This window comes from Streptomyces sp. DSM 120436 (assembly GCF_055778765.1).
In genome coordinates this window covers 1,460,199-1,484,506 of the sequence record NZ_JBSKBS010000001.1, presented here as the reverse complement: position 1 = coordinate 1,484,506, position 24,308 = coordinate 1,460,199, and the positions used below count along the sequence as shown (strand labels likewise).

General features: G+C 71.5%; 30 protein-coding genes and 1 tRNA gene. 9 read left to right on the top strand and 22 right to left on the bottom strand.

Annotated features, from left to right (window positions below):
• Window positions 1-20 precede the first annotated feature (20 nt).
• Window positions 21-1,016: a Yip1 family protein gene (locus ACWH4W_RS06840; protein WP_473074906.1), complete on the top strand. Its 996-nt coding sequence runs from the start codon at window positions 21-23 to the stop codon at window positions 1,014-1,016.
• Between the two features lie 73 nt (window positions 1,017-1,089).
• Here ACWH4W_RS06840 and ACWH4W_RS06835 read toward each other — a convergent pair whose 3' ends face one another.
• The 3 genes from ACWH4W_RS06835 to ACWH4W_RS06825 all read right to left on the bottom strand — a co-directional run bounded on the left by ACWH4W_RS06835 (window position 1,090) and on the right by ACWH4W_RS06825 (window position 2,421).
• Window positions 1,090-1,587, bottom strand: a complete 498-nt coding sequence (locus ACWH4W_RS06835) for a phosphoribosyltransferase (protein ID WP_473074905.1) — start codon at window positions 1,585-1,587, stop codon at window positions 1,090-1,092.
• Window positions 1,584-2,159 (bottom strand): dCTP deaminase, encoded by a 576-nt coding sequence (gene dcd, locus ACWH4W_RS06830; protein ID WP_473074904.1) that lies wholly within the window; start codon window positions 2,157-2,159, stop codon window positions 1,584-1,586. The genes ACWH4W_RS06835 and dcd overlap by 4 nt, the downstream gene beginning before the upstream one ends.
• 103 nt (window positions 2,160-2,262) lie before the next feature.
• On the bottom strand, window positions 2,263-2,421 hold the full coding sequence (locus ACWH4W_RS06825; protein ID WP_167534416.1) for a hypothetical protein: 159 nt from the start codon (window positions 2,419-2,421) through the stop codon (window positions 2,263-2,265).
• Window positions 2,422-2,698: 277 nt separating this feature from the next.
• Here ACWH4W_RS06825 and ACWH4W_RS06820 point away from each other — a divergent pair.
• Window positions 2,699-2,772, top strand: a tRNA-Gly gene (locus ACWH4W_RS06820).
• A gap of 131 nt (window positions 2,773-2,903) precedes the next feature.
• On the opposite strand, the gene ACWH4W_RS06815 is transcribed toward ACWH4W_RS06820, so the two are convergent.
• The 3 genes from ACWH4W_RS06815 to ACWH4W_RS06805 all read right to left on the bottom strand — a co-directional run bounded on the left by ACWH4W_RS06815 (window position 2,904) and on the right by ACWH4W_RS06805 (window position 5,412).
• Complete coding sequence (locus tag ACWH4W_RS06815; protein ID WP_473074903.1) at window positions 2,904-3,452, bottom strand: VapC50 family PIN domain-containing toxin; 549 nt, start codon at window positions 3,450-3,452, stop codon at window positions 2,904-2,906.
• 39 nt (window positions 3,453-3,491) lie between these two features.
• Complete coding sequence (locus ACWH4W_RS06810; protein ID WP_473074902.1) at window positions 3,492-3,941, bottom strand: helix-turn-helix domain-containing protein; 450 nt, start codon at window positions 3,939-3,941, stop codon at window positions 3,492-3,494.
• 796 nt (window positions 3,942-4,737) lie between these two features.
• Window positions 4,738-5,412 (bottom strand): lytic polysaccharide monooxygenase auxiliary activity family 9 protein, encoded by a 675-nt coding sequence (locus ACWH4W_RS06805; RefSeq protein WP_473074901.1) that lies wholly within the window; start codon window positions 5,410-5,412, stop codon window positions 4,738-4,740.
• 666 nt (window positions 5,413-6,078) lie between these two features.
• Here ACWH4W_RS06805 and ACWH4W_RS06800 point away from each other — a divergent pair.
• On the top strand, window positions 6,079-6,849 hold the full coding sequence (locus ACWH4W_RS06800; protein ID WP_473074900.1) for a calcium-binding protein: 771 nt from the start codon (window positions 6,079-6,081) through the stop codon (window positions 6,847-6,849).
• Between the two features lie 250 nt (window positions 6,850-7,099).
• Entirely contained in the window at window positions 7,100-7,642 is a 543-nt protein-coding gene (locus ACWH4W_RS06795; RefSeq protein WP_473074899.1) for a DUF1707 SHOCT-like domain-containing protein, read from the top strand.
• A gap of 735 nt (window positions 7,643-8,377) precedes the next feature.
• Here the strand turns inward: ACWH4W_RS06795 and ACWH4W_RS06790 are convergent.
• The 7 genes from ACWH4W_RS06790 to ACWH4W_RS06760 all read right to left on the bottom strand — a co-directional run bounded on the left by ACWH4W_RS06790 (window position 8,378) and on the right by ACWH4W_RS06760 (window position 13,353).
• Complete coding sequence (locus ACWH4W_RS06790; protein ID WP_473077434.1) at window positions 8,378-9,313, bottom strand: peptidoglycan recognition protein family protein; 936 nt, start codon at window positions 9,311-9,313, stop codon at window positions 8,378-8,380.
• 26 nt (window positions 9,314-9,339) lie between these two features.
• Window positions 9,340-9,666, bottom strand: coding sequence for a hypothetical protein (locus ACWH4W_RS06785; protein ID WP_473074898.1), 327 nt, complete (start codon window positions 9,664-9,666; stop codon window positions 9,340-9,342).
• Between the two features lie 535 nt (window positions 9,667-10,201).
• Complete coding sequence (locus tag ACWH4W_RS06780) at window positions 10,202-10,684, bottom strand: hypothetical protein (protein WP_473074897.1); 483 nt, start codon at window positions 10,682-10,684, stop codon at window positions 10,202-10,204.
• A 62-nt stretch (window positions 10,685-10,746) separates the two neighbouring features.
• Entirely contained in the window at window positions 10,747-11,157 is a 411-nt protein-coding gene (locus ACWH4W_RS06775) for a PIN domain-containing protein (RefSeq protein ID WP_473074896.1), read from the bottom strand.
• Window positions 11,154-11,375 carry a type II toxin-antitoxin system VapB family antitoxin gene (locus ACWH4W_RS06770; RefSeq protein WP_473074895.1) on the bottom strand — a complete coding sequence of 74 codons (222 nt, stop codon included), beginning with the start codon at window positions 11,373-11,375 and terminating at the stop codon, window positions 11,154-11,156. Before ACWH4W_RS06770 ends, ACWH4W_RS06775 begins: the two co-directional genes overlap by 4 nt.
• 119 nt (window positions 11,376-11,494) lie before the next feature.
• Window positions 11,495-12,142: a response regulator gene (locus tag ACWH4W_RS06765; protein WP_473074894.1), complete on the bottom strand. Its 648-nt coding sequence runs from the start codon at window positions 12,140-12,142 to the stop codon at window positions 11,495-11,497.
• Complete coding sequence (locus tag ACWH4W_RS06760; RefSeq protein WP_473074893.1) at window positions 12,133-13,353, bottom strand: sensor histidine kinase; 1,221 nt, start codon at window positions 13,351-13,353, stop codon at window positions 12,133-12,135. The genes ACWH4W_RS06765 and ACWH4W_RS06760 overlap by 10 nt, the downstream gene beginning before the upstream one ends.
• A 110-nt stretch (window positions 13,354-13,463) precedes the next feature.
• Between ACWH4W_RS06760 and ACWH4W_RS06755 the strand changes: the two genes are divergently transcribed.
• Complete coding sequence (locus ACWH4W_RS06755) at window positions 13,464-15,032, top strand: serine hydrolase domain-containing protein (protein WP_473074892.1); 1,569 nt, start codon at window positions 13,464-13,466, stop codon at window positions 15,030-15,032.
• 84 nt (window positions 15,033-15,116) lie between these two features.
• Here ACWH4W_RS06755 and ACWH4W_RS06750 read toward each other — a convergent pair whose 3' ends face one another.
• The 6 genes from ACWH4W_RS06750 to ACWH4W_RS06725 form a co-directional block, all read right to left on the bottom strand.
• The gene (locus ACWH4W_RS06750; protein WP_473074891.1) at window positions 15,117-15,620 is read right to left on the bottom strand and encodes a lamin tail domain-containing protein; all 504 of its coding nucleotides are present in this window, start codon (window positions 15,618-15,620) and stop codon (window positions 15,117-15,119) included.
• A 237-nt stretch (window positions 15,621-15,857) separates the two neighbouring features.
• On the bottom strand, window positions 15,858-16,301 hold the full coding sequence (locus ACWH4W_RS06745) for a PIN domain-containing protein (protein ID WP_473074890.1): 444 nt from the start codon (window positions 16,299-16,301) through the stop codon (window positions 15,858-15,860).
• Window positions 16,298-16,564 (bottom strand): ribbon-helix-helix domain-containing protein, encoded by a 267-nt coding sequence (locus ACWH4W_RS06740; protein ID WP_473074889.1) that lies wholly within the window; start codon window positions 16,562-16,564, stop codon window positions 16,298-16,300. The genes ACWH4W_RS06745 and ACWH4W_RS06740 overlap by 4 nt, the downstream gene beginning before the upstream one ends.
• Window positions 16,565-16,603: 39 nt before the next feature.
• Complete coding sequence (locus ACWH4W_RS06735) at window positions 16,604-17,218, bottom strand: GerMN domain-containing protein (protein ID WP_473074888.1); 615 nt, start codon at window positions 17,216-17,218, stop codon at window positions 16,604-16,606.
• Window positions 17,219-17,238: 20 nt separating this feature from the next.
• Window positions 17,239-18,741 (bottom strand): sensor histidine kinase, encoded by a 1,503-nt coding sequence (locus tag ACWH4W_RS06730; protein WP_473077433.1) that lies wholly within the window; start codon window positions 18,739-18,741, stop codon window positions 17,239-17,241.
• A gap of 77 nt (window positions 18,742-18,818) precedes the next feature.
• Window positions 18,819-19,511 (bottom strand): response regulator, encoded by a 693-nt coding sequence (locus tag ACWH4W_RS06725; protein ID WP_473074887.1) that lies wholly within the window; start codon window positions 19,509-19,511, stop codon window positions 18,819-18,821.
• 148 nt (window positions 19,512-19,659) lie between these two features.
• Between ACWH4W_RS06725 and ACWH4W_RS06720 the strand changes: the two genes are divergently transcribed.
• Entirely contained in the window at window positions 19,660-20,598 is a 939-nt protein-coding gene (locus tag ACWH4W_RS06720) for a DUF3152 domain-containing protein (protein WP_473074886.1), read from the top strand.
• A 196-nt stretch (window positions 20,599-20,794) separates the two neighbouring features.
• On the opposite strand, the gene ACWH4W_RS06715 is transcribed toward ACWH4W_RS06720, so the two are convergent.
• Window positions 20,795-20,968 (bottom strand): CsbD family protein, encoded by a 174-nt coding sequence (locus ACWH4W_RS06715; RefSeq protein WP_473074885.1) that lies wholly within the window; start codon window positions 20,966-20,968, stop codon window positions 20,795-20,797.
• A gap of 135 nt (window positions 20,969-21,103) precedes the next feature.
• Between ACWH4W_RS06715 and ACWH4W_RS06710 the strand changes: the two genes are divergently transcribed.
• The 3 genes from ACWH4W_RS06710 to ACWH4W_RS06700 all read left to right on the top strand — a co-directional run bounded on the left by ACWH4W_RS06710 (window position 21,104) and on the right by ACWH4W_RS06700 (window position 22,968).
• A complete protein-coding gene (locus ACWH4W_RS06710) occupies window positions 21,104-21,274 on the top strand; it encodes a hydrophobic protein (RefSeq protein ID WP_473074884.1) in 171 nt (56 codons plus the stop codon).
• 235 nt (window positions 21,275-21,509) lie between these two features.
• On the top strand, window positions 21,510-22,280 hold the full coding sequence (locus ACWH4W_RS06705) for a polysaccharide deacetylase family protein (RefSeq protein WP_473074883.1): 771 nt from the start codon (window positions 21,510-21,512) through the stop codon (window positions 22,278-22,280).
• A gap of 103 nt (window positions 22,281-22,383) precedes the next feature.
• On the top strand, window positions 22,384-22,968 hold the full coding sequence (locus tag ACWH4W_RS06700) for a TerD family protein (protein ID WP_473074882.1): 585 nt from the start codon (window positions 22,384-22,386) through the stop codon (window positions 22,966-22,968).
• 58 nt (window positions 22,969-23,026) lie between these two features.
• Here ACWH4W_RS06700 and ACWH4W_RS06695 read toward each other — a convergent pair whose 3' ends face one another.
• Together ACWH4W_RS06695 and ACWH4W_RS06690 are read right to left on the bottom strand one after the other, a co-directional pair.
• Entirely contained in the window at window positions 23,027-23,734 is a 708-nt protein-coding gene (locus tag ACWH4W_RS06695; RefSeq protein ID WP_473074881.1) for a hypothetical protein, read from the bottom strand.
• Window positions 23,731-24,282, bottom strand: a complete 552-nt coding sequence (locus ACWH4W_RS06690) for a SigE family RNA polymerase sigma factor (protein ID WP_473074880.1) — start codon at window positions 24,280-24,282, stop codon at window positions 23,731-23,733. The genes ACWH4W_RS06695 and ACWH4W_RS06690 overlap by 4 nt, the downstream gene beginning before the upstream one ends.
• Window positions 24,283-24,308 lie beyond the last annotated feature (26 nt).

The following is a 24,308-nucleotide window of genomic DNA, read 5'->3' as shown; positions in this document are numbered from 1 at the left end:
CCGGGTACTCCCCTTAGGGGATGTCACAGCTCGGCAGCAATGCCCCGCCGGGTGGCCGGCCCCGGACACACGGCCGCCCGGGAACAGGTACGTTCAAGGACGTGGCTGGATTCAGGATCGGACGCGGACGGAACAACGACGGGGCGCCCCAGGCGCGACCGCCCCACCCCCCGCACGGGCGGCAGGCACCGCCGGCGCCGTCGTACGGCTACCCCCCGGCGCCGCAGCCTCCCGCCCACGGACACGGCAGAGGCGGCAGCCCGTGGCCGCAGCCGCACACGGGCCAGGGCGGACCGGGCGGCTACGGCGGACACGGCGAGCCGGAGTACTTCGGCGACGGCGGCTACCCTCCCGGCCCGCACGGCGCCCCGCACGACCCGTACGCGGCCAACAACCCCGGTCACACCCAGGCCTTCTCGATCGACGACCACTACCACCCGGACGACGCCTACCAGGCGCCCCCCGGACCGGTCGGCCCCCGGCTGCCCTGGAAGGACCTGCTGAAGGGCATCGTCACGTCCCCGCAGCGGACGTTCTTCCAGATGCGCGACTACACGGTGTGGGGCCCGGCCCTGATCGTGACGTTCCTCTACGGCCTGCTCGCCGTCTTCGGCTTCGACGGCGCCCGCGAGGACGCCATCAACGCGACGCTGTCCAACGCGATCCCGATCGTGCTGACGACGGCCGTGGCGATGGTGCTCAGCGCGTTCATCCTCGGCGTGGTCACCCACACGCTGGCCCGCCAGCTCGGCGGCAACGGAGCGTGGCAGCCCACGGTCGGCCTGTCCATGCTGATCATGTCCCTCAGCGACGCCCCGCGCCTGGTCTTCGCCATGTTCGCGGGCGGCGACGCGATGTTCGTGCAGCTCCTCGGCTGGGCCACCTGGGTGGCGGGCGGCGCGCTGCTCACCCTGATGGTCAGCCGCTCCCACGACCTCCCCTGGCCGAAGGCCCTGGGCGCGTCGTCCATCCAGCTCATCGCGCTGCTGTCGATCGTGAAGCTCGGCACGTTCTGACCGGCCGGAACAGGAAGAAGGGGCTCCCCGAGGGGAGCCCCTTCTTCCTGTTCCGGCCCCGGCACCGCCCGCCTCAGGAGTCGAGCACCTGCCCGTCCCGCCGCACCACGGGCGGCTGCACGCTCCACGGGAAGTTGATCCACGCGTCGGTGCGCTTCCACACGTACTCGCACTTCACCAGCGACTGCGCCTTCTCGTAGATGACGGCGCTGCGCACCTCGGCGACGGCGTCGAGGCAGAAGTCGCGGACCAGCTTGAGGGTCTTGCCGGTGTCGGCGACGTCGTCCGCGATCAGCACCTTCTTGTCGGTGAAGTCGATCGCGTTCGGCACGGGCGCGAGCATGACGGGCATCTCGAGCGTGGTGCCGACGCCGGTGTAGAACTCGACGTTGACCAGGTGGATGTTCTTGCAGTCGAGCGCGTAGGCGAGCCCGCCGGCGACGAAGACACCGCCGCGCGCGATGCTGAGCACCACGTCCGGCCGGTAGCCGTCGTCGGCGATGGTCTGGGCGAGCTCGCGGACGGCGACGCCGAACTGCTCGTAGCTGAGGTTCTCGCGCACGCCGCTCACACCCGCGTCCGGTGGAAGTTGAGGTAGGACCGCGAGGCCGTGGGCCCGCGCTGCCCCTGGTAGCGGGAGCCGTACCGCTCACTGCCGTAGGGGTGCTCGGCCGGCGAGCTGAGCCGGAACATGCAGAGCTGCCCGATCTTCATGCCGGGCCACAGCTTGATGGGGAGCGTGGCGAGGTTGCTCAGCTCCAGGGTCACATGCCCGGAGAACCCGGGGTCGATGAAGCCGGCCGTGGAGTGGGTCACCAGCCCGAGCCGCCCCAGCGAGCTCTTCCCCTCCAGCCGGGAGGCGAGGTCGTCGGGCAGCGTGATGACCTCGTACGTACTGGCCAGCACGAACTCACCGGGGTGCAGGATGAACGGCTCGTCCCCCTCCGGCTCCACGAGCCGGGTGAGGTCCGCCTGCTCGACGGAGGGGTCGATGTGCGGGTACCGGTGGTTCTCGAACACCCGGAAGAAGCGGTCGAGACGTACGTCGATGCTGGACGGCTGCACCATGGATGCGTCGTAGGGATCGATCCGCACCCGTCCGGCGTCGATCTCGGCCCGGATGTCCTTGTCTGAGAGAAGCACGCCCCGAGAATACGCAAGGCGCGCGCGACGGCCGAAACCGGCCGCCCCACGCGCCCACGCCCTCTGTCTGCGAGTTTCCCCCGCCGCTGCTTACAGCTGCCGGCTACCGCTTCTGCAAGGTCACCGGCACGACGCTGCGAAGCCGCGCACAGCGCGGACACCGCAGCAGCCGGCCGGGGCCGAGGCGCTCGGCCTGCTGCATCGGGAACGAGGTGGCGGTGAACACGTGCCCATCGGCACAGCGGACGACGGTGCGCTCCATCAAGTCCAAGAGTCCCTTCCCCAAGAACCGCGTCTGGCTTGCTGCCCTGACGACAAAAGCCACGTTACGGGATGAAAGGAACGGCCCTCCAGGCGGCACCCCGGACGTACGCCACGGCCTCACCGTACGCCCCGCCGTCTGCCCCCCGCAGCGTCTTCCACACCCTGGAACATCCTGAAACACGGTCAGGCCCCCGGGTCTTGGACACCGGGGGCCTGGCATGAGGTAGAGTGAGCGAGCGTCCGGACCACTCCGACGGAGCGGATCTGGATCTTGCGCGGGTGTAGTTTAATGGTAGAACATCAGCTTCCCAAGCTGAGAGCGCGAGTTCGATTCTCGTCACCCGCTCCATGAAGAAGCCCCAGGTCAACGGCCTGGGGCTCACTGCTTGTCTAGACCATTTCGGTGCCGCGTGCCCTCGACGTGCCCATAGCGGGTGGCATCCCACCCGCCTTCCGCGCCGGAGCGAGCCCACGGGCGACCTACTCGCCGAAACGGTCGACGAAGTGCGGGACACCCGCCTTGGCCAGGCGGGCGAGAACCTGGTGAAGAGTGACAGGGGGGTTGCGCTTCTCCGCCGCCAGCCGGATGACCGTCGCACGCACCTCGCGCGGCCACTCCTCGAGGAGCCTGCAGAGGTAACTGTCCGGGTCTACGACGCGCAGGCCATGCTCTGCCAACTCTTCGGCAGGGAAGTCGTCAAGGTTCCAGGTGATCAACGAGCCCGCGCCGCCCGCGATCGCAGCTGCCGCGTGGTGCCGGTCATCCGGGTCGCTTCCCGGCATGACATCAACGAGATGCGCGTACCGATGCTCGCCAACCTCGCAGTCGGCGAAGAACTCACGGATCACCCCCGTGACCGCCGCGGCCGAGGCCGCCGAGCGCCGTTGCTCACGGACGATCACACGCTCCCACTCGGCCAGCAGCCGCTCGGACCACACGAGCTCGTGAACCGCGTCCTCGGTGAGAGCCAGCATCAGGTCCATCACCGAGAACGGGAAGAGCACATTGGTATCCACGAAGACCCGCACGGGACGACTTCCCCTCCGCCACCTGCCGACTGTCACCGATCAGTAGGGCAGATCGGCCTGTTCCACCGTGTCCGCGATGCGCCGACGGCCTTCCCGCCTGCGCTCCCTCCGAGCCTGAAACGCCAGGACATCAGCAAGACGCACCACCCGATGGGTACTTCCGGGCAGGCGATCCGATGGGATCTCACCCGAGTCCAGGAGCCGGACCACGAACGGCCGGGACAGGCCGAGCAGCTCGGCGGCCTCCGTCGGGGTCAGCTGCGTCTCCGACGCAAGAACCGTTACCGCATGCCCGGCAGCCAGCTCACCGGCCGAAGCGATCAGTATCCGGGCCAGCTCCGAAGGAAGCACCAGCTCAGAGCCATCAGCCGTCCGCAACACCGCCTCGACGTCGTCGGCACCCAGACGACTGGCCTCCCTCAGCGCACCACGGTGGGCAGGAACGGGATCCACCTTCGTCGCCCCAGCGAGAACGCTGCTCCGCACCATGTCCGCCTCCTGCTGAGGAACCAAGCCCACCATATCTGAAATAACCGTAACCTCAGATCGGGCCGCACGCCAGCGATACAGCGTCGCTCCCGAGAAACAGCGGCTCGAACGAGGTGAGGCTGAGGCGAGAGGCGTCCCAGACGATCGGCCATGCGCAGTCGCAACCGGGCACTTACGGCCGCCCTCCAGGGCAACAGGTAACCGCTGCTTCAGGCCACCTGGGCCGCTCCCCGGCAGGCCGCTGAGCCGTGTGCCCTTCGCGTGCCCGTACGGACGGACAACCACGGTCTGCAGCGGCGATTCCCGGCACCTGCACCGCCGGCCGTGCACGGTGAAACCACAGGTCACAGGCCCGGTACCACCCAAGCGCCGTCGCTTCCCAAGCTGAGAGCGCGAGTTCGATTCTCGTCGCCCGCTCCCTGCGAAACCCCCGGGTCATCGACCCGGGGATTCCCTTCTTGCCTGGTCCAATCCGGCGGCGGTGTGCCCTGAGTCGCAGGGCCGCGCCGCTTGTGACGCCGGCCTGCCGCGGCTTTTGCCCCTCCTGCTCGGTCAGCCGACGGGCCGTCCCTCACCGGTGATGCCGTACCCGCTTCCTGCCGCACGCCGTCCAGGCATCCGGCACGACGAGGTCGGTCCGGCAAGGGTTCCCGGTCACAGTGCCAGGAGCGCGGGAAGCCCCGTCGGGGCAGGGTGACCGGAGGGGTCCCCTGTCCCGACGGAGCTCGGCCGGCAGGTCGGGCGGCGGGTCACCGGCGCCCGACCGGGGCCGTTGCCGTGTGCGGCGCTTCCCGGCTCAGCCGAAGTTCACGTCGCTGCACCACATGTAGGCCTGGTCGATGTGCGAGGCCTGCCAGATCACGAACAGGACGTGGTGTCCGGTGTAGCCGGAGGTCTGGACGGGGAACGTGATGTTCTGCGCCGGGGCGAAGCTGCCGGTCTGCGTGATGAAGTCGAGGTTGCCCCAGCCCAGGGTCTGGGTCTTGGGGTCGAAACCCTGCTTGCTGATGTAGACCTTGAAGTAGTCGGCACCGTGGGACGCCTGGTCGTACAGGTGGACCGAGAAGTTGTTGCCGACGGTGGTGGTCTTCCACGGCCCGGGCCTGTTCAGGCTGTCGTTCCTCGAGAGGTTGTTGCTGCAGAGCGTCCCGTCGGGGGTCCGCGCCTGGAACTGGCCGCCGAGGCCGTCGCGGAGCGCGCTCATCCAGTTCCACATGGTGTCGGGGTTGGCCTGGAAGGCCTGCCAGCACATGGGGTCTTCGGTCTGCATGGCCGGGCTCATGTGGTTGCTGCCCCACGTTTTCCAGCACTGGTAGGCGCGGGAGGCGGGGCCGACGATGGTGCCGTGAGCCTGGGCGGGGGCCGACCAGGTCAGCGCTCCGACGACTACGGCGAACAGCATGACGAACACCTGGAGAGGCCGGCGGAGGAGCGGCCGCGAACGTCCGGTTGACGAAGTCCGTTTGCTCATGTGGGGGGAACTCCTTCCAGTCGCGAGCTGTGATGGGAGCGCTCCCAACGGTAGGACAGCTGAGTGAAATGTCAATGGAGCGGGCGGAGTTGGTTACAGGGAGGGGTGGCGATCAGACAATCTGCCGTAAGCCGGGGAGTCAGGACCGTTCCCGGACCGGAACGCGAGGATGCGGCCTGGAACGATCCGCGGAGCGGTGTCGGGGAGGTGGCGGGGAGGTGTCGGGGAGGCGCGTTCGCGGCATGGCGACCGGCCCTGGTCCCGGCGTGCGGGCGGCCCAGTTCCACCACACGCGGGGTCCCCGGTCCCGACGGTGCGCTTCCGTGACTGACGGCGGTCCCCCCGCCGAGCCCTCCGCCCGCATCCGGGCAGCCGTCTTCCGCTCCCCCGGGTGATTCCGACCGTCGGCCGTGTCGATCGGCTCCCCCGGGCCGAGCCGGACGCCGGCCGGCGGCACCTGCCGCGGCGCCACCGGTGACATGCCTGACCGGAGAAGCCCCACCAGCACTCCGGAAGGACAGCAACTCACCACGTTGCCGGGTCACTTCGCGGTCTTGCGGATCCGGAGCAGCAGGGAAGACTGCCCTCACGATCGGGGCCGCCCGGTGCCCGTCGGCACCACGTCGAACAGGTCGGCCCACCGTCACCCCACCGAGACGAGGTCTCATGAACCGAAACCGAGCCGCCGTCAGCGCGGTCGCCGTCACCCTGTTCACCGCCGGCCTCGCCGTCGGCCCGGCAGCCGTCGCCACCGCCACCGAGGCGAAGGCCCGCGTCGGAGCCGACTGGGCGACCCAGTCGATCCTCTTCACCGCCGCCGCGGGGCAGGTCAACAACCTGAACGTATTCTCCATGTACACCAGCGACGGGATCCGGCGGATCGGTTTCAGCGACGTGGTTCCGCTCGAACCGGGCGACCACTGCGCGTACTCCAGGGCCGGGGACACCACCTCCGTCGTCTGCGAACTGCCCGCCGACAGTCCCCGGCCCGACAGGATCGACGTCTTACTCGGTGACGGCAACGACAAGATCGCCGCCTTCACCCCCGGGATCGGCACCGTCAGCGGCGGCACCGGCGACGACGAACTGCACGCCCACACCGCACGCACGGTGCTGGGCGGCGCGGGGGACGACATGGTCATGGGACCCGCCGTCCTGCACGGCGGTGACGGCACGGACCACCTGATGGGCGACGGCGGCGACCAGCGGATGTGGGGCGGCCGGGGCGATGACGTGATCGAGGGCTACGGCGGTGACGACACCGTGCACGCCGGCCCCGGCGACGACCACGCCAGGGGCGGGGACGGCCGTGACATCCTCCTCGGCGGCTCCGGCAACGACACACTGGACGGCGAAGGCGGTGACGACATCGTCTGCGGTGGCGGCGGAAGGGACGTCCTCGAAGGCGGGCCCGGCCGCGACCTCGTTCTCCCGTAAGCGCGCTTCCCTGCTCCGGAGGTCCTGTCCCGCCGCGCGGAACAGCGCGGCGGGCGCCGGGCGACTGTCGGCGGACGTGGCCAGGGCTCTCGGCACCAGCACCAGGAGGGACACCTCCAGCACCGCGCTGCGCGAGGTGCTGGAGACCCGGCGGGCCCCGCACGAAGGGGGGTTTGCGGGGCAGGAGGCACCCCGCCCTCCAAGCCCTCTTGACGGGTTCACTTCGCCGACTCGGCAGTACGGTGAACCCGTGACCTCCTTACCGGAAGAATCGCCGTCGCTGATCGGCGAAGAGGACCGCGAGGCAGCCGTGCGACGCCTGCAGAAGGCGTACGCGGAAGGACTCATCGCACACGAGGTGTTGGACGAGTACCTTCACCAGGTGCTCAGCGCCAGGACCCCAAGCGAACTCGCGCCCGTTCTGGCCCGGCTCCCGGAGGAGCAACCGGGAAGCAAGGCCACGATCGCCGCCGCCGGTGGACGGATCAAGCGGCGTGGCGCGTGGCGGGTGCCTCGTGTCCTCAAGGTCGATTCGGCATACGGAAGGGTGCGCCTGGACCTGTCCCGGGCGATCATCGAGCACCCGGTGGTCGACATGGAGCTGCGACTGGGAACCGGTGGGGCCAGGATCACGGTGCCTCGTGACGCGGTGGTCGACATCGAAGGTCTGAGCACGGGATGGAAGGACCTGCGCTACAAGGTCCCGCGGCGTTCCCGGCCGGGCGGGCCGACGATTCGGATCTCCGGGGCCATGGGATACGGACGCTTGAAGGTCCGCCACGCCCTGCGTTAAGGCCCCATCCGGTGCATCGGCCTCGTCGCACCCGAGACGCCGCAGGAGACAGGGAACTTCCGGCCGGCCGGCGTGGCCACCCGAGCCACGGGAAGCCAGGGCCTCACGACCGTCGTCCCGCCACAGTCGGTGCCACTGACAGGCCGATTCCAGCCTCACCCGCGGCCGGTCGGCCCGCCCCCTCCGCATACCTCGCACAGCACGAGACACAGCCGTCACTCCGGGCCCTTCAGAGACTTCACCAAGATTCACCCTGACTGGCCGACATCAGCAAGGCGCCCCGTCAGGGGGACCTCAGGCACGGTGAGGGCCGTCGCGTCGGTGGGATCGAGGAGACTGCCGGGAGCACCGGCCAGGCAGACGAGTGCGGAGACGGGATCAACCACCGCAGTGGCAGGAGCCGTCGAGGCCATCGCACCAGCGACGGCGAGCAGGCCCAGGGGGACCAGACGCATGGGGACGCGCATGCGAGATTCGCCGTTCTCTTTGAGGTGTGGGCGCGTACGGGGCGCCCGCATGCGCTCGATGGGGTCTCCGGACTGGAGGCAGTACAACGGAGCCGTACCACCACCCCAGCAGCCGGCCCCCGGCCGGTAGCCCTCGCCGGGCCCCGGGGCGGCCGGACCGGCCGTTGCTGACCGGCCCGGCCAGAGCCACGGATCAGAACGCGAAACTCCCGGTCGTCCTCCTCGGCGTAACCAGATCCGCTCGGTCGTCCTCGACTCGCAAGCGCGGTCACTCCTTCCACACGAGGGCCGACAGCACCGCACTGCTGACGGTGACGGTCCGGCCCGACAGGTTCTTCAGCCGCACCCGCATCGCCCGGTTCCTCCGGACCCGCTGCGTGATCGGCAGGACGTGCGCGGTGCCGCCCGCGTTCCCGACCACCTCGTCGATCGGGTGATAGGCGGTGATCTCCGCCCCCTCCGCCTCGTACGCGCGGACCTGCACGACCTCCCCGGCCGGGAGGTCGTCGAAGCCCAGGGAGAGCGTGCCGGTGAACCGGGCCGGCCCCCGCACGAAGACGCTGTTGTCGTCCGGGTGGTGGTTGAGTTCGTCGGTCCACTCCTTCGTGAACTCGATCGCGTCCCAGACCCCCGGCCTGAGCTGGTACGGCTTGTCCAGACCGAGGTTCACATAGCTGGGCATCTCGTCGTCCTTCTCACTCTGGCCGGCGGCGAGCTTGAGGATCCGCGGCATGAGTACGTCGGTGAACTGGCGTATGCGGGCGGGGCCGGGACACTGCGTGCCGCCGGTCGACCACTGCGGGAACATGCGGTGGTAGCCGATGCCCGGCGCGCTGTGGCTGGTGCACACCTTCAACGGCATGCCGTGCCGCTCGTGCATCCACACCGCGATCCGGGCGATCGTGTCGATCTGCGCGTCCGTCCACGCGTCGGAGGCGGACGTGTTCGACGCCGTCTCGATGCTCACCGCGCCGGTGCCGTCCGGCCGCCGGTTCGCGCCCGCGTTCGCGTCCGCCCGCGTCTCCGTACCGATGTACTGCGCTGCCGACCCGTCGTACCCGACCCCGAAGTGCGATTCGAGGTTGGTCGAGTCCCGCCAGTACTCGTACGTCCGTTCAGGCGTCCACGGCGCGACGATGCTGTGCACGATGAGCTGTGTCGGCCGGATCGCCTGCTGCTGGTCGCTCTCCGGCTGGAGCTCCATCTTCTTCACGAAAGGGCACCAGGCCATCAGTCACCGCCCTTGAGATCCGGCGGCTCGCCGCCGCCGGTCTCGTCGTCGTCCTCGTCGTCGGCGGGCGGAGTGCAGCCACCCAGCCGCGCCGCCGTCTCCTCAGGCGTCCCGAGCGCCGACAGCGCCTCGCGGACCGCCTGGTCCTTGGTCTTGCCTTGCGCGTCGAACTCGGCGGTCTTCCGCACGTACTCCTCCGCGGTCAGCGGCACCACCCCGTCCGGGTGGTGTACGTGTTCCCTACCCGGATCCGCCGTGACACAGCCGCGCACCTCCGCACAAGCGAAGGGCGTCGGCGGTACGAACAGGCCACCGTCCGAGTCCATTTCCCTCGTGCTGCCGGGCTGAGGCGAGATATGCGCACCGGTCACACCGGTCGCCGGGGCGTGGTCCGGGACCGGGCCGGTGGAGACGCAGGGCCGTACGTCCTTACAACTGGCGGTGGAGGACACGACATACGGGTTCGTGGTGCTGCCGCCGCCGGTCGCCTCGGTGCCGCCTCGAAGTACGGCTGTCCCTGTCGGTCGGATCCACGGGGTCTGTCTTGGCGCCGTCATTTCCCTGACTGGGAGCGCGAGTTCGGCTCTCGTCACCCGCTCCCCGGTGGGTGGGTCGTCGGCGGACGGGGCGGGAGCGGGGAACTCCGTGGCTCGGCACGTCCGTCGGCCGCTACGCTCACGTGCGGGCGGTGCACACGGTGGGGTCGGCCGGGAGAAGCGCGGTGCGGCTCTCATTCCTCCCCGTTCAGGGCGTTGCTGATCTCCAGCAGGCGCCCGCCGGCCTCCAGGGGGCAGGCGCCCACAGGCGTCGGTTCCCGTGCCGTCTGCACCCATCGTCAGAGCGTAGAACCGGGTTGCCGGGTCACGGCCACCGCTTGATGACCTCTGCCGGAAGTTCCGGGGCCGGCCACACCTGGATGCGGATCTTCTCGATGGTCTCGGGGCTCTCGTCGGAGTCGATGCCGGCCTGGACCGCCTGGGCCAGGTTGCTCCGGGACACGCGGACACGGTTCCAGCCCGGCGGGACCTCGAACGTAGCCGCATCGGGGGCGTAATCCGTGCAACCGTGGACCATCAGGCGGCCCGACGGCACATCGAGGCCGGCCTCGACCACGTGATCGAATTCCGGGCTGTCGTCACTCGGTTCCTGGAGCAGCACGGCGACCATGACGGACACGTTGACGTTGACCGCCGTGCCGACCCCCAGCGCGTCCCGCGCAACCGCGAGGTGATCGGCAACGGCCCGGTCCGTCCACGCGTCGCTCAGATCTCCGTCCGAGTCCGCATCGGAGACGTGTATCTGGAAGTAGTCGGCGAAGAGGGTGAGCTCCGTCGTTGTCGTCATGACGGCACGGTGTCATGCGGGACCGACAACCCCGAGTTTCCGTTCGACACGGGGCGGTGTGCTCAGACGACGTCGCGGATGTTGTGTTCGGCCAGGTCGGACGCGTGCCGGGCGACAGTGCCGTAGTCGGCGTCATCGTGAAGGACGGTCAGCCCGTGGTGGGCGGCAGTGGCTGCGATGACCAGGTCCACTGCCGAGGCACTGCGATGCTCTCCGGCCTGGGCCATGCGGTGTTGTACCGCGCTGATCCAGCGCCCCGCGTTCTTCGGCACCGCCGCATCGGGGTAGAGGTCGGAGAACATTTCCGCGATCTCGTCGTACTCGCGACGGTTCCGGGCGTTGTACAGGAACTCGGTGCGTTGTACGTGGCAGGATGCGATGGCCCTGGCATCGATCGCGTCATGCCAGGCCGATTGCAGTTTCGGATCACGGAGCAGCCGGACCAGGCCGGACGTGTCGAGCAGGTAGATCACCGGCTGTGCTTCTCCGCCCTGTGCAGTCGCTCGGCGTCCTCGACCGCACCCCACTCACGAGCACGTTCGAAGTGGCGGCTGATGCGCGCCGCACGCTCCTGCTGGTCGGCGTAGAAGTTCAGAGCGAGATTGACGGCCTCCTTCTTGGTACGGACGCGGGCCAGAGCCATGGCACGCTCCAGGGCGTCGTCGTCGATGTCGATCTGGGTCACGGCCATGCCGCACCTTCCCTGGAATGTTGGTGATGTACATAGAAGAATACGTCACCAACATTCCCGGGTCCACAGACCTGTCTCCGGGGTGAAAGCACGAGCACCGTTCCCGGTCCGGCCGGCGGTCAGGCCCGCAGGTAGGTGAGGACCGCGAGGACGCGGCGGTGGGTGTGGCCGTCGAGGTGGAGGTCGAGTTTCTGCAGGATGTTGCCGACGTGCTTGTTGACCGCCGCCTCGGTGACGTACAGCTCGCGGGCGATGGCCGTGTTGGTGCGGCCCTCGGCCATCAGGGCGAGGACCTCGCGCTCGCGCGGGGTGAGGCGTCGCAGGGGGTCGCGGCGGCGGTTGAGCAGCTGGCGCACCACCTCCGGGTCGACGACCGTCGCGCCCGCCGCGACCTGGGTGACCGCGTCGGCGAACTCGCTCACCGCGCTGACCCGGTCCTTGAGCAGGTAGCCGACCCCGCTGTCGCTGCCCAGGTCGAGCAGGTGGGCGGCGTAGGACTGCTCGATGTACTGGCTGAGGACGAGGACCGGCAGGCGGGGGTGTTCGCGGCGCAGGGCGACCGCGGCGCGCAGGCCGTCGTCCGTGTGGTCCGGCGGCATGCGGACGTCGGTGACGACGATGTCCGGGCGGTGTTCCCGGACGGCGGCGGTCAGGGCGTCCGCGTCGCCGACGGCGGCCGGGACCTGGTGGCCGAAGCGGGTGAGCACGCCGACCAGGCCGTCCCGCATCAGCGGGGAGTCCTCGGCGAGTACAACGGTCAGCGGCACGGCAGCTCCACGTGCAGCAGGGTAGGCCCGCCCTGGGGGCTCGACACACGGAATCTTCCGTTCGCCGCGGCGATGCGGTCGGCCAGGCCCAGGAGACCGGTGCCGGCGGACGGTTCGGCGCCGCCGACGCCGTCGTCGCCGACCGACAGCGTCAGTACGTCGGTGTGCAGGCGCGCATGCACCTCCGCCCCGCTCGCCCCGCTGTGCTTCACCGCGTTGGTCAGCGCCTCCGCGACCACGAAGTACGCGGCCGTCTCCACGGACGGCGGGAGCCGGTGCGGCAGGCGTATGTCGACCGTGACGGGCAGGGCGGAGCGTGCCGCCAGGTTCTCGACCGCCGCGGCCAGGCCCTGGTCGGTCAGCGACTTCGGGTGGACGCCGCGGCTGAGTTCGCGCAGTTCCTCGACCGCGAGCGCGACCTGTTCCTGCGCCTCGGCCAGACGCGCCGCCACCGGTGAGTGCGGTGCGGCGTCGAGCGCGGCCAGGCCGAGCATCACGTTGAGGGAGACCAGCCGTTGCTGCGCCCCGTCGTGCAAGTCGCGCTCGATGCGGCGCCGTTCGGCGTCGAAGGCGTCGACGAGGCGGGCGCGGGAGGCTCGTACGTCGGTGAGTTCGCGGCCCAGTTCGTCGTCGCGGGGCGCCAGCATGAGGCGGGTGACGGCCGCGCGGGCGCCGGTCCAGGCGGTGATCGTGTAGGGCGCGGCGGCGAGCAGGCCCACACCGGCCACCGCCACCGGCCAGGCGCCGGGGTCGTCGACGGGCGTCAGGATCAGGAGGACCGGGACGGCGAGGGCGAAGGCCAGGACGAGGAGGTCCACCCACCACAGCGCCGTCGCCGACACCACCGTGAAGCCCAGTTCACGCCAGGTCGCCGGCTCGCGCAGCCGGGTCCGTACCCAGGCGGTGAGGCCCGGGGCGTCGGGAGCACGGTGCGGGTCGGGTACGGGGTCGAGGTCCACCAGGCGCAGGCGCCGGCGCTCGAAGCGGGTGACGGCGACGCCGGACAGGGCGACGGCGAGCAGGATCGGTGCGCCGACCAGCACCACCAGCGAGACGACGCCCGCGACGAGCGCCACGAGGAGCACCGTGACGGTCACGGCACCGAGGACGACGCCCGTCAGGAGGTACGCGAGCGAGCGCCACGGCCAGCCGGAGCCGAGCACCTTCAGCGGGTTCTGGCCCAGCGCCTGCCAGGCGGTTCGGTGTCGCATCCGTCGAACCTAGCGGGGCGGTGGGCTCGGGACAGTAGTGCGTGCACTACCTCCGGGAGTGGCGTGCGCGCCCGTGTGCCGGAGGGGTGGGGGGCGGTGCACTGGGCGGCATGAAGCTGACCTCTGTTCTCGGCGGCGGGCGTCGTCGGTGCGCCACGGTGCTGGCCGCGCTCGGCGTCGCGGCCGCCGTCGCCGCCGGTGTCACCCCCTCGGCCTCCGCCTCTCCGGCGTCCCCCGGCGCCGTGCTGGACGCGGCCTCCATCGACCGGTTCCTCGACGACTACCTGGAGCGGACCGGGCTGCCGGGTGCGGTGGTGGCCGTGACGAAGGGCGACCGGGTCGTGCGCACGGCCGGGTACGGGCGCACCGCGTCCGGGCGGGACATGACCGAGCGGACGCGGGTGCCCGTCGCGTCGCTGTCGAAGGCGATGACCGCGCTGGCCGTCATGCGGCTCGTCGAGGCGGGGGAGGTGGAACTGGACCAGCCGGTCGTCCGGCGTCTGCCGGAGTTCGTCATGGCCGACGGGCGCCACCGGGAGATCACCGTGCGGCAGCTCCTGACGCAGACCTCCGGGATGGACGACTTCGCGTACCCGGACCTCACGCGGGCGCAGCCGCACACACTGAAGGAGGCCGTCGCCGCGATGAGGGGAGCGCCGCTCTCCGCCGATCCCGGCAGCCGGTACCGCTATCACAACCCCAACTACTTCGTCGCGGCACGGCTGGTGGAGGTGGTGAGCGGCCGGCCGTTCGCGGAGTACCTGTCCGCGGAGGTGTTCCGGCCGCTGGGGATGAGGGACACCGTGTCCGTCGACACGACGAGCGAGATGCCCGACGGCGCGCGGGGGTACGTCCGTGCCTACGGCACCGTGTTCACCCGCCCGCATCCGCGGTGGTTCGCGGCGGGGGGCCACGGGGTCGTCACCACGGCCGACGACCTGGCGCGGTGGCTGATCGCCCAGAACGGCGGGGGCGTGTCGGCGGAGGGGCGCCGGGTCGCCACGGCCCGCACCGTCGCGCTGACGCACACCCCGCCGGAGACTCCAGGAGACACCGAGTACGCGATGGGGTGGTGGCGGCACCGGGACGACGCCGGCACCGAGGTGATCCGGCACAACGGCCAGCTCCTCACCCACAACGCCACGTCGACCCTGCTGCCGGACAGCGGTGTCGGCATCGCGGTGGCCGCCAACACCGGGATGCTCGCCGGGGACGACGCCGAGCGGATCACGCAGGGGCTCGTGGACCTCGCGCGGGGCGTCGAGCCCAAGGTGGAGAAGCCGTTCTCGATGACGGCGGACTGGGTGCTGGCGGTGCTGACGGCGGGGGCGGCGGGGCTCGGTGGCCGCGGGGTGCTGCGGGCGGGGAGGTGGGCGCGGCGCAGGGCGGGGCGGCCGTGGTGGCGGACCGTTCTGCGGGTGGCGCCGCTGGTGCTGCCGGTGCTGTTCTTCGCGCAGCTGGGCACGCTGGTGGGCCTGTTGATGTTCCGGGCCGGGACGTTGGCACAGGCGGCCCATGCCTGGCCGGCGCTGGCGGTGTGCGCGGGGGCCGGGGCGCTGGCGGCGGGCGCGGTCGTCGTCGCGCGGGGCGTGGCGCTGGTCCGCTGCGGGCGGCGTCCGGAGGAGGGGACGGGAGGGCCGGGCGCGCGGGAGGCCGTCGCCGTGACGGGGCGTGCCTAGGTCCGTGCGGCGGGGAGGGGCCGGGGCCGATGCCCCGGGCCCTCCCGTGCCGGGCCGGGCGTCCGGGCGTCCGGGCGTCCGCGATCAGCCGTGGTACTTGATGTAGCCGTTGCCGTCCTTGTCGTGCGCCTTCTTGGTGTAGGCGTGGATGTCGGCCGGCTTGCCACCCGGCTTGTAGAAGTAGATCGTGTCCTTGTCGTTGTTCCAGAGGAAGTTGCAGTTCTGGCGGTACACGACGTTCTTGCCGTCCGAGTCGGTGCCCCGGCCTCCGCGCAGGTGGACGTAGTCGCCCGGCTCGAGGATGTGGTTGGCCCTGAAGACGAAGGTGTTGCCGGCCCGGTCCTTGACCTTGTAGCCCTTCAGGTTCACCTTCGACTTCTTCGAGTAGTTCTTGATCGTCAGGTACTCGTTCTTCGTGTTCCCGCCGGAGCACTTGTTGGAGTCCCGTCCAGGGGCGTCGTACTGCACGCCCTTGATCTTGAGCGCCGAGGAGTACTCGGCGGCGTGCGCCGGCACGGCCGCCGTGAGGGCGAGCGCGGCGACGGCCGCGGTGGTGGCGGCAGCGGTCACGGTGCGCCGGATGATCATGAGGTTCCCCCCTCAGTGGTGCGAATGGAGCATCCGGAGCTTACCTAAGGTGTTCATACGATGATGTTGATGTGAAGAAGTTGTGACAGTCGGCCACTTCGGTCCACTCCGAGCACTCCTGACCCTCTTCACGCCCGTCGCTGAGCAGGCATCAGCGGGCATCGCCGGCACATGGTCCGACGAGGACGGCGGTGGTGGGGTGCGGAACAAGAGACTGAAGGTGCCGGGGCGTCCGGCTCAGAGCGGGAGGTCGTCCGGCAGCACCCGGAAGGCCTTGTGCCGGCTCAACGGGCGTACGGCCCGGAAGTCGCGGCGGTCGAGGGTGAGGACCGCGTCCGTGTCGTAGTCGGCGGCGAGGGCGACGTTCACCGCGTCGGCGAGGTCCAGGTCGAGTGCACCGTAACGGGCCCGGACGGACTGCGCGGCGGCCAGGTGGTCCTCCGTGATCTCGGGCAGGACGACCCGGCCCCGGCCCATCCAGCGCCTCAGGTCGTCGACCGCACCGACGGCCGCCTCGCGTCCGAACTCCCGCGTGGCCACGTGATCGAGCTCCGCCAGCAGCAGCGGGGACATCACCAGAAGGCCCGCCGCCATGATGGCCTCGTTCGCCGCCTGGTGCTCCGGGTGCGTCGAGTCGAGAGCGGCGAGCAGACCCGACGTGTCGGCGACGAGGATGATCACGCGGCGGTCCCGGGATCCGCGGCGGACTCACGGCGGACGGCGTCGGCGACCGTGTCGCGCACCTCAGCCTTCGACGGCGTGCGCCCCCGGCCCTCCACCGTGCGGGAGAACAGCGGCTCGTCCCAGACACGGTTCGCCATGGCGGCCAGGTGGATCCCCTGCCGGATGATCTCGGCCTCGCTGACGCCCCGGCGCTTGGCAGCCTCCTTGATGATCGCCAGGTCCTCGGGGTCGGCGTAGACGTTCGTGCGCTTCATGGACATGTACCAACGGTAGCCCATGTACCACTGTGGTGTAGGTGCTCAGTCGCCGCCCCCACCCGCACTCCCGTGGAACAGGTCCCCCGCTCCGGTCTCGATCGGCGGCTTCGACGGCTCCGGCAGGCAGTCCGTCGTGGAGGACGTCATCGTCCAGGACGTCCCGGTCACCCGGAGGGTGAGGGCGGGAGGAGGGCCGGCCTCCTCGGGGGCGCCCGACGTGCGGGGGACCGCGGTGGGGGCCGGCGGGGAGGCGTGGCGGACCGTGCAGGTCAGTTGCAGGAGGGCCGTGCGGGACACCGGCGTAGGGGTGTCCGGGAGGGTGACCCTGACCGTGGCGCCGTCGGTCACCGTCACCGAGGGGGCGCTCGTCAGGCGCGGGAGGTCCGTCGTCACCGACGCCGCCCTCTCCTTATCGTTCGGGCCCTCGAAGAGGAGGCGGACCGCCGAGGCCAGGTCGCCCGCCTCGGCGACCGGGCGGCCGTACGCCGTCAGCTCGCCGTCGGCCAGGAAGAAGAGGGGGACGACGGCCGGGCCCGTCGGAGGGGGACCCGGCATGCCGCTCGCCGGGGCGCCCGCCTCGATGACGTCGGACGCCGGGACACCGCACCCCGTCAGCGCCGTGAGCCCCGCGAGCCCTGCGAGCCCCATGCGCGTCATGACCGGTCCCGGCGTGAGCCTCACTCCGTGCCTCCGTCGTCCTCGCTCAGGTCCAGGGGGAGTTCGACCGTGAAGACGGCTCCGCCGCCGGGGCGGTTGGCCGCGTGGATGCGGCCGCCGTGGAGGCGGACGTTCTCCGCCGTGATGGCCAGGCCGAGGCCGCTGCTGTCCCTGTCTCCGCCCCCGTCCCCGCCCCCGTCCCCGCTTCCGTTCCTGCTCCTCGCCCGTGACGTGCTCGCCTTGTAGAAGCGGTCGAAGATGTGCGGCAGCGCCTCCTCCGGGATGCCCGGGCCGTCGTCGGTCACCTCGAGGACGGCCCGGCCGTCCCGCGCCTCCAGCGTCACCCGGACCGGCGGTTCGCCGTGGCGCAGGGCGTTGCCGACCAGGTTGGCGGTCACCAGGTCGAGCCGGCGCGGGTCGACGCGGGCGCGGAGTCCGCCCGGTGCGGGCAGCCGCAGTTCGACCTCCTCCGGGCGCCAGCGGGCAGCGACCGTGCGCCGGACGGACTCGGCGAGGTCGATGTCGTCGCGGTTGAGCCGCGCCGCCCCCGCGTCGAAGCGGGAGATCTCCATCAGGTCGTCGACCAGCACGCTCAGCCGCCGCGTGCCCTCGCTGACGAGCCGCAGCGCCTCGCCCGTCTCGCCCTCCACCCGCTGGTCCAGTACGTCGGTGACCGCCGTCATCGCCGCCAGCGGGGTCCGCAGCTCGTGGGAGACGTCCGCCACGAAGCGGCGGCCCCGCGCCTCCAGGCGGCGCAACTCGGCCACCGTCCGCTCCAGTTCGGCGGCCGTCTCGTTGAAGGAGCGGGACAGCTCGGCCAGTTCGTCGGAGCCGGTGACCTTCAGCCGGACGTCGAGACGGCCCGCGGCCATCTTGCGCGTCGCCCCGCGCAGGGCCCGCACGGGGCGCAGCACGCCGCTCGCGGCCAGCAGGGCCAGGACGACGGCGAGGCACAGGGCCACCAGGGTGGCCCGCTCGATGCCGCTGACCATCGCCTCGACGTACCCCGCTTCCGCGGTCTGCGGCACCTCCAGGTACATCACCACCCCGGAGAGCCGCTGCACCATGTCGTCGTCCGTCGCGTACGTCACGGGCATGCCGACGAGGAGACGCGGACTGCCGTCGGCGTTCACCCGCTGGAACACCGCCGCGCGCCGCGTCCGCACGGAGCGGAGCATCTCGCGGCTGGGCCGGGTGAAGCGGGGCGTGGGGGCGTACGCGCGCCGGTCGCCGTAGGTGGCCATGACCCGCCAGCCCGACGACGGGTTCGCGCGGATCACCTGGTCGGCCGCCCGCTGGAGGTCCGACGCGGCGGGGGGGTGCGGGATGGCGGGCGCGACGGCGCTGACGCTCGCGCGGAAGCGGTTGATGACGGAGTCCTGGCTCTGCTGGAGCACCCCCGTGCGCGCCTCCCGGAAGGCGAGGGCGCCGGTGCCCAGGGAGCTGGCCATGGCGACCAGGACGAACGAGATCAGGAGGCGGGAGCGCAGGCCGCGGAGGGGCAGGGGGACGCGGGACACCACGGCGCGGAAGAGGCGGCGGGGTCCGGCGGGCGGCGCCGGGTCCGGGGTGCTCCGCGGCCCCGCGGACGGGTCACCGGTCACGAGCGGCCGGTGCCGAAGCGGTAGCCGAAGCCGCGGACGGTCTGCACGTAGCGCGGGTTCCCGCCCTCGCCGAGCTTGTTGCGCAGGCGCTTCACGCAGGAGTCCACCAGGCGTATGTCGCCGTGGTAGCCGTGCTCCCAGACCGCTTCCAGCAGTTGCTGGCGGCTGAACACCTGGCCCGGGGACGCGGACAGGGTGAGCAGCAGGCGCAGTTCGGAGGGGGCGAGGGTGACGGGCTCGCCCCGGTGGGTCACCACCAGCCCGGCGCGGTCGACGACCAGGTCGCCGTGCGTCTCCGGCCGGGGCCGGGCGCCGTCCGGCGGGGACGCGTCGTGCCGGCGCAGGACGGCGCGTATGCGCGCGTCGAGGACCCGCGCCTGCACGGGCTTCACGACGTAGTCGTCCGCGCCCGTCTCGAGGCCCAGGACGACATCGATGTCGTCGCCCCGGGCCGTGACCATGATGATCGGCACCTGGTCGCGCTCCCTGATCAGGCGGCACACGTCCAGGCCGGACATGCCGGGCAGCATCAGGTCGAGCACGACGACGTCCGGCCGGGCGGCGCGGAGCTGTGCCAGCCCCTCCTCGCCCGTCTCCACCGCGACGACCTCGTGCCCCTGGTGCCGCAGGCCCAGGCGCACGGCCTGCCGCACGGTGGAGTCGTCCTCGACGATCAGGATCCGTGGCATTGCGGCAGTGTAGGCAGGGCGGGTGTACGGCGGGTCCGGGCGCCCGGCGGGTCCGGCCGCCCCGAGCCGCCGGACACCCGACCGCCGTTACCGTTCCGTGACCTCGCGGACTCGGGGTGATCAACTGGGATGACGAGATTGACCTGTCATGCGTTCGGTACGAGAGAGGCAATCCGCACCCCCCACCGGCGGCCGCACGGCCGCTCGCTCCACCGGCGGCCGCACGGCCGCTCGCTCCACCGGCGGCCGCGCGGCCGCTCGCCGCACCGGCGGACGGCGGCCGTCCTCCCACCGCCGCGTACGTCCCCGCAGACGGGGCCGCGTCCTGCTGACCGTCGTGCTCGCGGTCGCGCTGCTGTCCGCGGCGGCGTTCCTGCGGGCGGAACTGCGGGGCGGGGGCGGCGGGCGGGGCGCACCGGACGCACGGCCTCCCCGGGCCGCGCCCACGCCCCCTCCGTCCCCCGACCCCACGCCCACGGCACCCTCCCCCTCCGCGACCAGCACCACGATCGAGGTGCCGGAGCGGGGCAGCGGGGTGTTCGTCACCGCGCGGGCCGACGGGGAGACGGTGGGCGAGGGGTCCCGGCCCCTGCGGTACGTCGTGGAGGTCGAGGACGGGCTGGACGTCTCGCCGTCCGACGCGGCCGAGGAGATCGCCGAGATCCTCGCCGCCCCGCGCGGCTGGACCCACGACCCCGAGAACGCGTTCCGCCTGGTCGGCGCGGGCGCCCCGCACGACCTCTCGATCAAGATCGCGACCCCCGCCACGGCGGACGCCCTGTGCTGGAAGGGCATCCGGCAGGACACCGGGGGCGAGTACAACTGCGAGGTGCCGGACGGGGTGGTGGTGAACCTCAGGCGCTGGGTCGAGGGCTCGCCCACCTTCGACGGGCCGATCCACGACTACCGGGCGCTGATCATCAACCACGAGATGGGCCACTTCCTCGGCCACTCCCACATGACCTGCGGGGGCGAGGGACGGCTCGCGCCCGTGATGATGCAGCAGATCAAGGGCCTGAAGGGCTGCGTGGCCAACGCCTGGCCGTACGACGAGGACGGCGACCTCGTCACGGGGCCGCCGGCATGACGACCGGCCGCACGACGACCGGCCGTCGCCCTCGCCGGCCGTCGTCCGGTGCGGGCGTGGAGCCGGGAAGGAGGAGGCGGCGGCGGAAGGCGACGCCCCGCCCCCACTGCCGCCTCCGCCGCACCGACGCGAACGCCCGCGTGGGGCTGCCCCGCCGTACAGCCGGGGCAGCCCCACGCGGGCGGAGCGAAGCAGCTCAGTGCTTGAACGTGTCCTTCGTCTTCTCCTTGGCCTCGCGGGCGTCGCCCTTGCTCTTCGTCGCCCGGCCCTCCGCCTCCATGCGCTCGTCCCCGGCGGCGCGTCCCATGGCTTCCTTAGCCTTGCCCTGTGCCTGCTCGGTCTTCGCCTTGGCCTTCTCACCGGCACTCACGGAAAACGCCTCCTCGTAGCGTGCGGGCACTGCGTCGTGGACGCCGGGTTCCCCCGCCCTTCCTTCACAAACGAGGCGAGGTGAGGTGTGCGGGTGCGAACCGAGGGCAAACGGTGCGGCAGGAGGTCGATAACCATGGTTCCCCTGTTGCTGGTTCTGCTTCTCGCCCTGATCCTCTTCGGTGCGGGCTTCGCCCTCGAGGTGCTGTGGTGGGTCGCCATCGCGGTCCTCGTGGTCTGGCTGCTCGGCTTCGTCATGCGCTCCACCACCGCGGGCGGTGGCCGCGGCCGCTGGTACCGATGGTGACGCGCCGCACCTCGACACCGCACCACCCTCCGGGGGCCCGGTCACCGCGGTGACCGGGCCCCCGTCCGTGCGGGCGCCGGAGTCCGCCCGCCGTCGCTGTGTCCGCGTACGTCCCCGGACAGGTCCGTGATCGGTAACGGACGCATCCGGGGGCGTCCGTCCTCCGTCCTCCCCAGTGGTTCCCAGCATTTCTGGGACACGGCGACGGACGACAGCGGGAAAACGGGGGCGGGACATGGCGCGGCACAGCGGTGGACGGAGCTGGTACGGCAAGGTGGCCGGGGCGGCCCTCGGGGTGACGATGCTGGCCGTCGGCGCCTCGGTGTACACCGCCCAGGCCGAGGGCGTGGACGGCGGGTCCGCCCGGGCCGGAGCGTCCGCGAAGCCCGCCGCCGTGCAGCGGGTCTCCCCCGCCATCGCGCACGCCTCCGACGCGGGCCCGCGCGGCGTGAACATCACCATCGACGACGGCCCCGACCCGCGCTGGACGCCCGAGGTGCTGGACCTGCTGCGCGAGCAGGGCGTGAAGGCCACCTTCTGCGTGACCGGCGTCCAGGCGCAGGCCCACCCCGGCCTGGTGAAGGAGATCGTCGCGGAGGGCCACCTGCTGTGCGACCACTCCGTCTCGCACGACACCGCCATGGACCGGAAGTCCGAGGCGTACCAGTCGAAGGAGATCCTCGACGCCGAACGCATGATCACCGAGGCGTCCGGCGGCGTCCGTCCCCTCTACTACCGCGCGCCCGGCGGGGCGTTCACCCCCCACAGCCGTGCGGTGGCCGCCTCCCGCGGCATGCGCCCGCTGGGCTGGAACGTGGACACCAAGGACTTCGAGCAGCCGGGCGCGGACGCCATCGTCGAGACCGTGCGGCGGGAACTGCCCAACGGTCCGACGATCCTCTTCCACGACGCCGGCGGCGACCGCGCCCAGACCGTCGAGGCGCTGCGCCAGGTGCTGCCCTGGCTGGAGGAAGAGGGCTACTCCTTCGGCTTCCCGGTGCGCTGAGCGTCCACAACGATCCCGTTTCAGGGCAGACCCGCCTGTTCAGGATGGAGCGGCGCCAGGCAGACTCGGGGCCGTACCCGTGTCGACGAAGGATGGCTCGTTCATGATCACGCTGACCAAGGAAGACGGCCCCGCGGACCTGGACGGGGTCACGCACCTGTCCATCGGTGTCTCCTGGGACCCCACCGCCGGCAGCAGCGGCGGAGTGCTCGGCAAGCTGCGCCGCAAGACCGGTACGGACCTCGACCTGATCGCCATCGCCATGTCGGGCGGCGACCCGGTGCGCATGGCCGGACTGGACTCGCCCGACCCGATGGGCAACGGCTCCCTCCTGCACAGCGGCGACAACCAGACCGGCCACGGCGACGGGGACGACGAGACGGTGACCGTCGAGTTCTCCCGGCTGCCCGGCGCCATCACCGGGATCGTGTTCGTCGCGGCCGCCTACAAGAAGGGCAGCTCCTTCCAGAAGGCCCGCAACATCAGCTTCAAGGTCTACGACGCGACCGGCGGCAGCAGCCAGCAGGTGGCCGACATCTGGCCGAGCATGCTCAGCCAGGACAACGGATGCGCCGTGGCCAAGGCCGTGAAGGTGGGCGACAGCTGGAAGCTCCAGGTGATCAACGAGACCGGCAAGATCAAGCAGGGCGACGAGCACGCCCTGATGCGGTTCGCCGTCAGCAAGTAAGGGCAGGGAAGCGGGCGGCCCCGGCACCCGGCGGAGGTGTCGGGGCCGCCCTCCCCCGTCAGGGAAGCCGCGCGTAGACGCCGCCTTCGGTGTCGCGCACGGTGACCGGGCCCGGCTCGCCGGTGTCGGTGACGGCGTACCAGACGCCCCAGCCGGGGCGGCCGGGCAGTTCCAGCAGCTTCCCGCGCACCGGGCCGTTCCCCGACGCGACCTCGACGACCGACGCCGTCCCCTCGCCGCCGTAGTAGAGGCCCGAGAGCAACACCCCGGTGTCCGTCCCGTCGGACTGCAGCGAGACTCCGGGAGGGGTCCCGTCGATGTTGCCGTCGACCGCGCTGCGGAACTGCGGCTCGGGGTTGTCCGGCGTCGTCCAGTGCTTCCCCTCCTCCGTCAGCCACAGGACGAACCCCGGCGCCGCCGTCACCCGCTCGCCCGGCTCGACGATGCGCGGCGTCGGCGCGGGCACGCTCGGCGAGGACGTGGGCGCGGGCGAGGCGGACACCGTGGCGGCCGGACGGGTGACCCGGTCACCGCCGTCCGTGCCCTGCAGCGCGACGAAGGCCAGCGGCGCCAGCAGCACGCCGCAGCCCGCGCCCAGCACGGTCGCGCGGCGCCTGCGGCGGATCAGCCGGCCACGGCGTTCCACGGCGGCCAGCGGCGCCCGGGACGGCGTGACGCCGTACGCGGCTGCGGCCAGCGCCTCGCGCAGCGGTCCGGTCCCGGCGGGCTCCGCGTCCGGTTCTGCTTCCGGGTGGGGGTGGTTCATGGGCGGGCTCCGGGAATCGGGTGCGAGCGCTCGGCGGCGGCGAACGCGGAATGGGAGCGCAGGGCCTCGAGGCCGCGCCGCGCATGCGTCTTCACCGTGCCGAGAGAACAGTTGAGCACCTCGGCGATGGCGGTCTCGGGCAGGTCCTCCCAGTACCGCAGCACCAGCACCGTCCGCTGCCGGGTGGACAGCGAGCCGAGGGCCTCGGTGATCGCGGCCCGGTGCTCGACGGACTCGGCGTGGCCCTGGTCCGGCTGGTGCACCCGCTCCGGCAGGAACGGCATCAGCAGATGCGTGACCCGGCGTCTGCGGGTCCGGCTGATGTTGTTGTTGACCAGGGAGCGCCGGACGTAGAAGTCGATGTCGTCGGGCGGGATGCGTCCCCAGCGTGCGTACACCTTGGCCAGGGTGGTCTGCACCAGGTCCTCGGCCTCGTGGAAGTCCCCGGTGAGCAGGAGGGCGGTCCGCACCAGACGGGCCCAGGCCGCACCCGCGTAGGCGGTGAAGTCGGGGTGTTCCGGCAAGGCGGCGGATGTCTCGTGCGGCACGGACCGGTTCCTCTGCGTCGGATGTG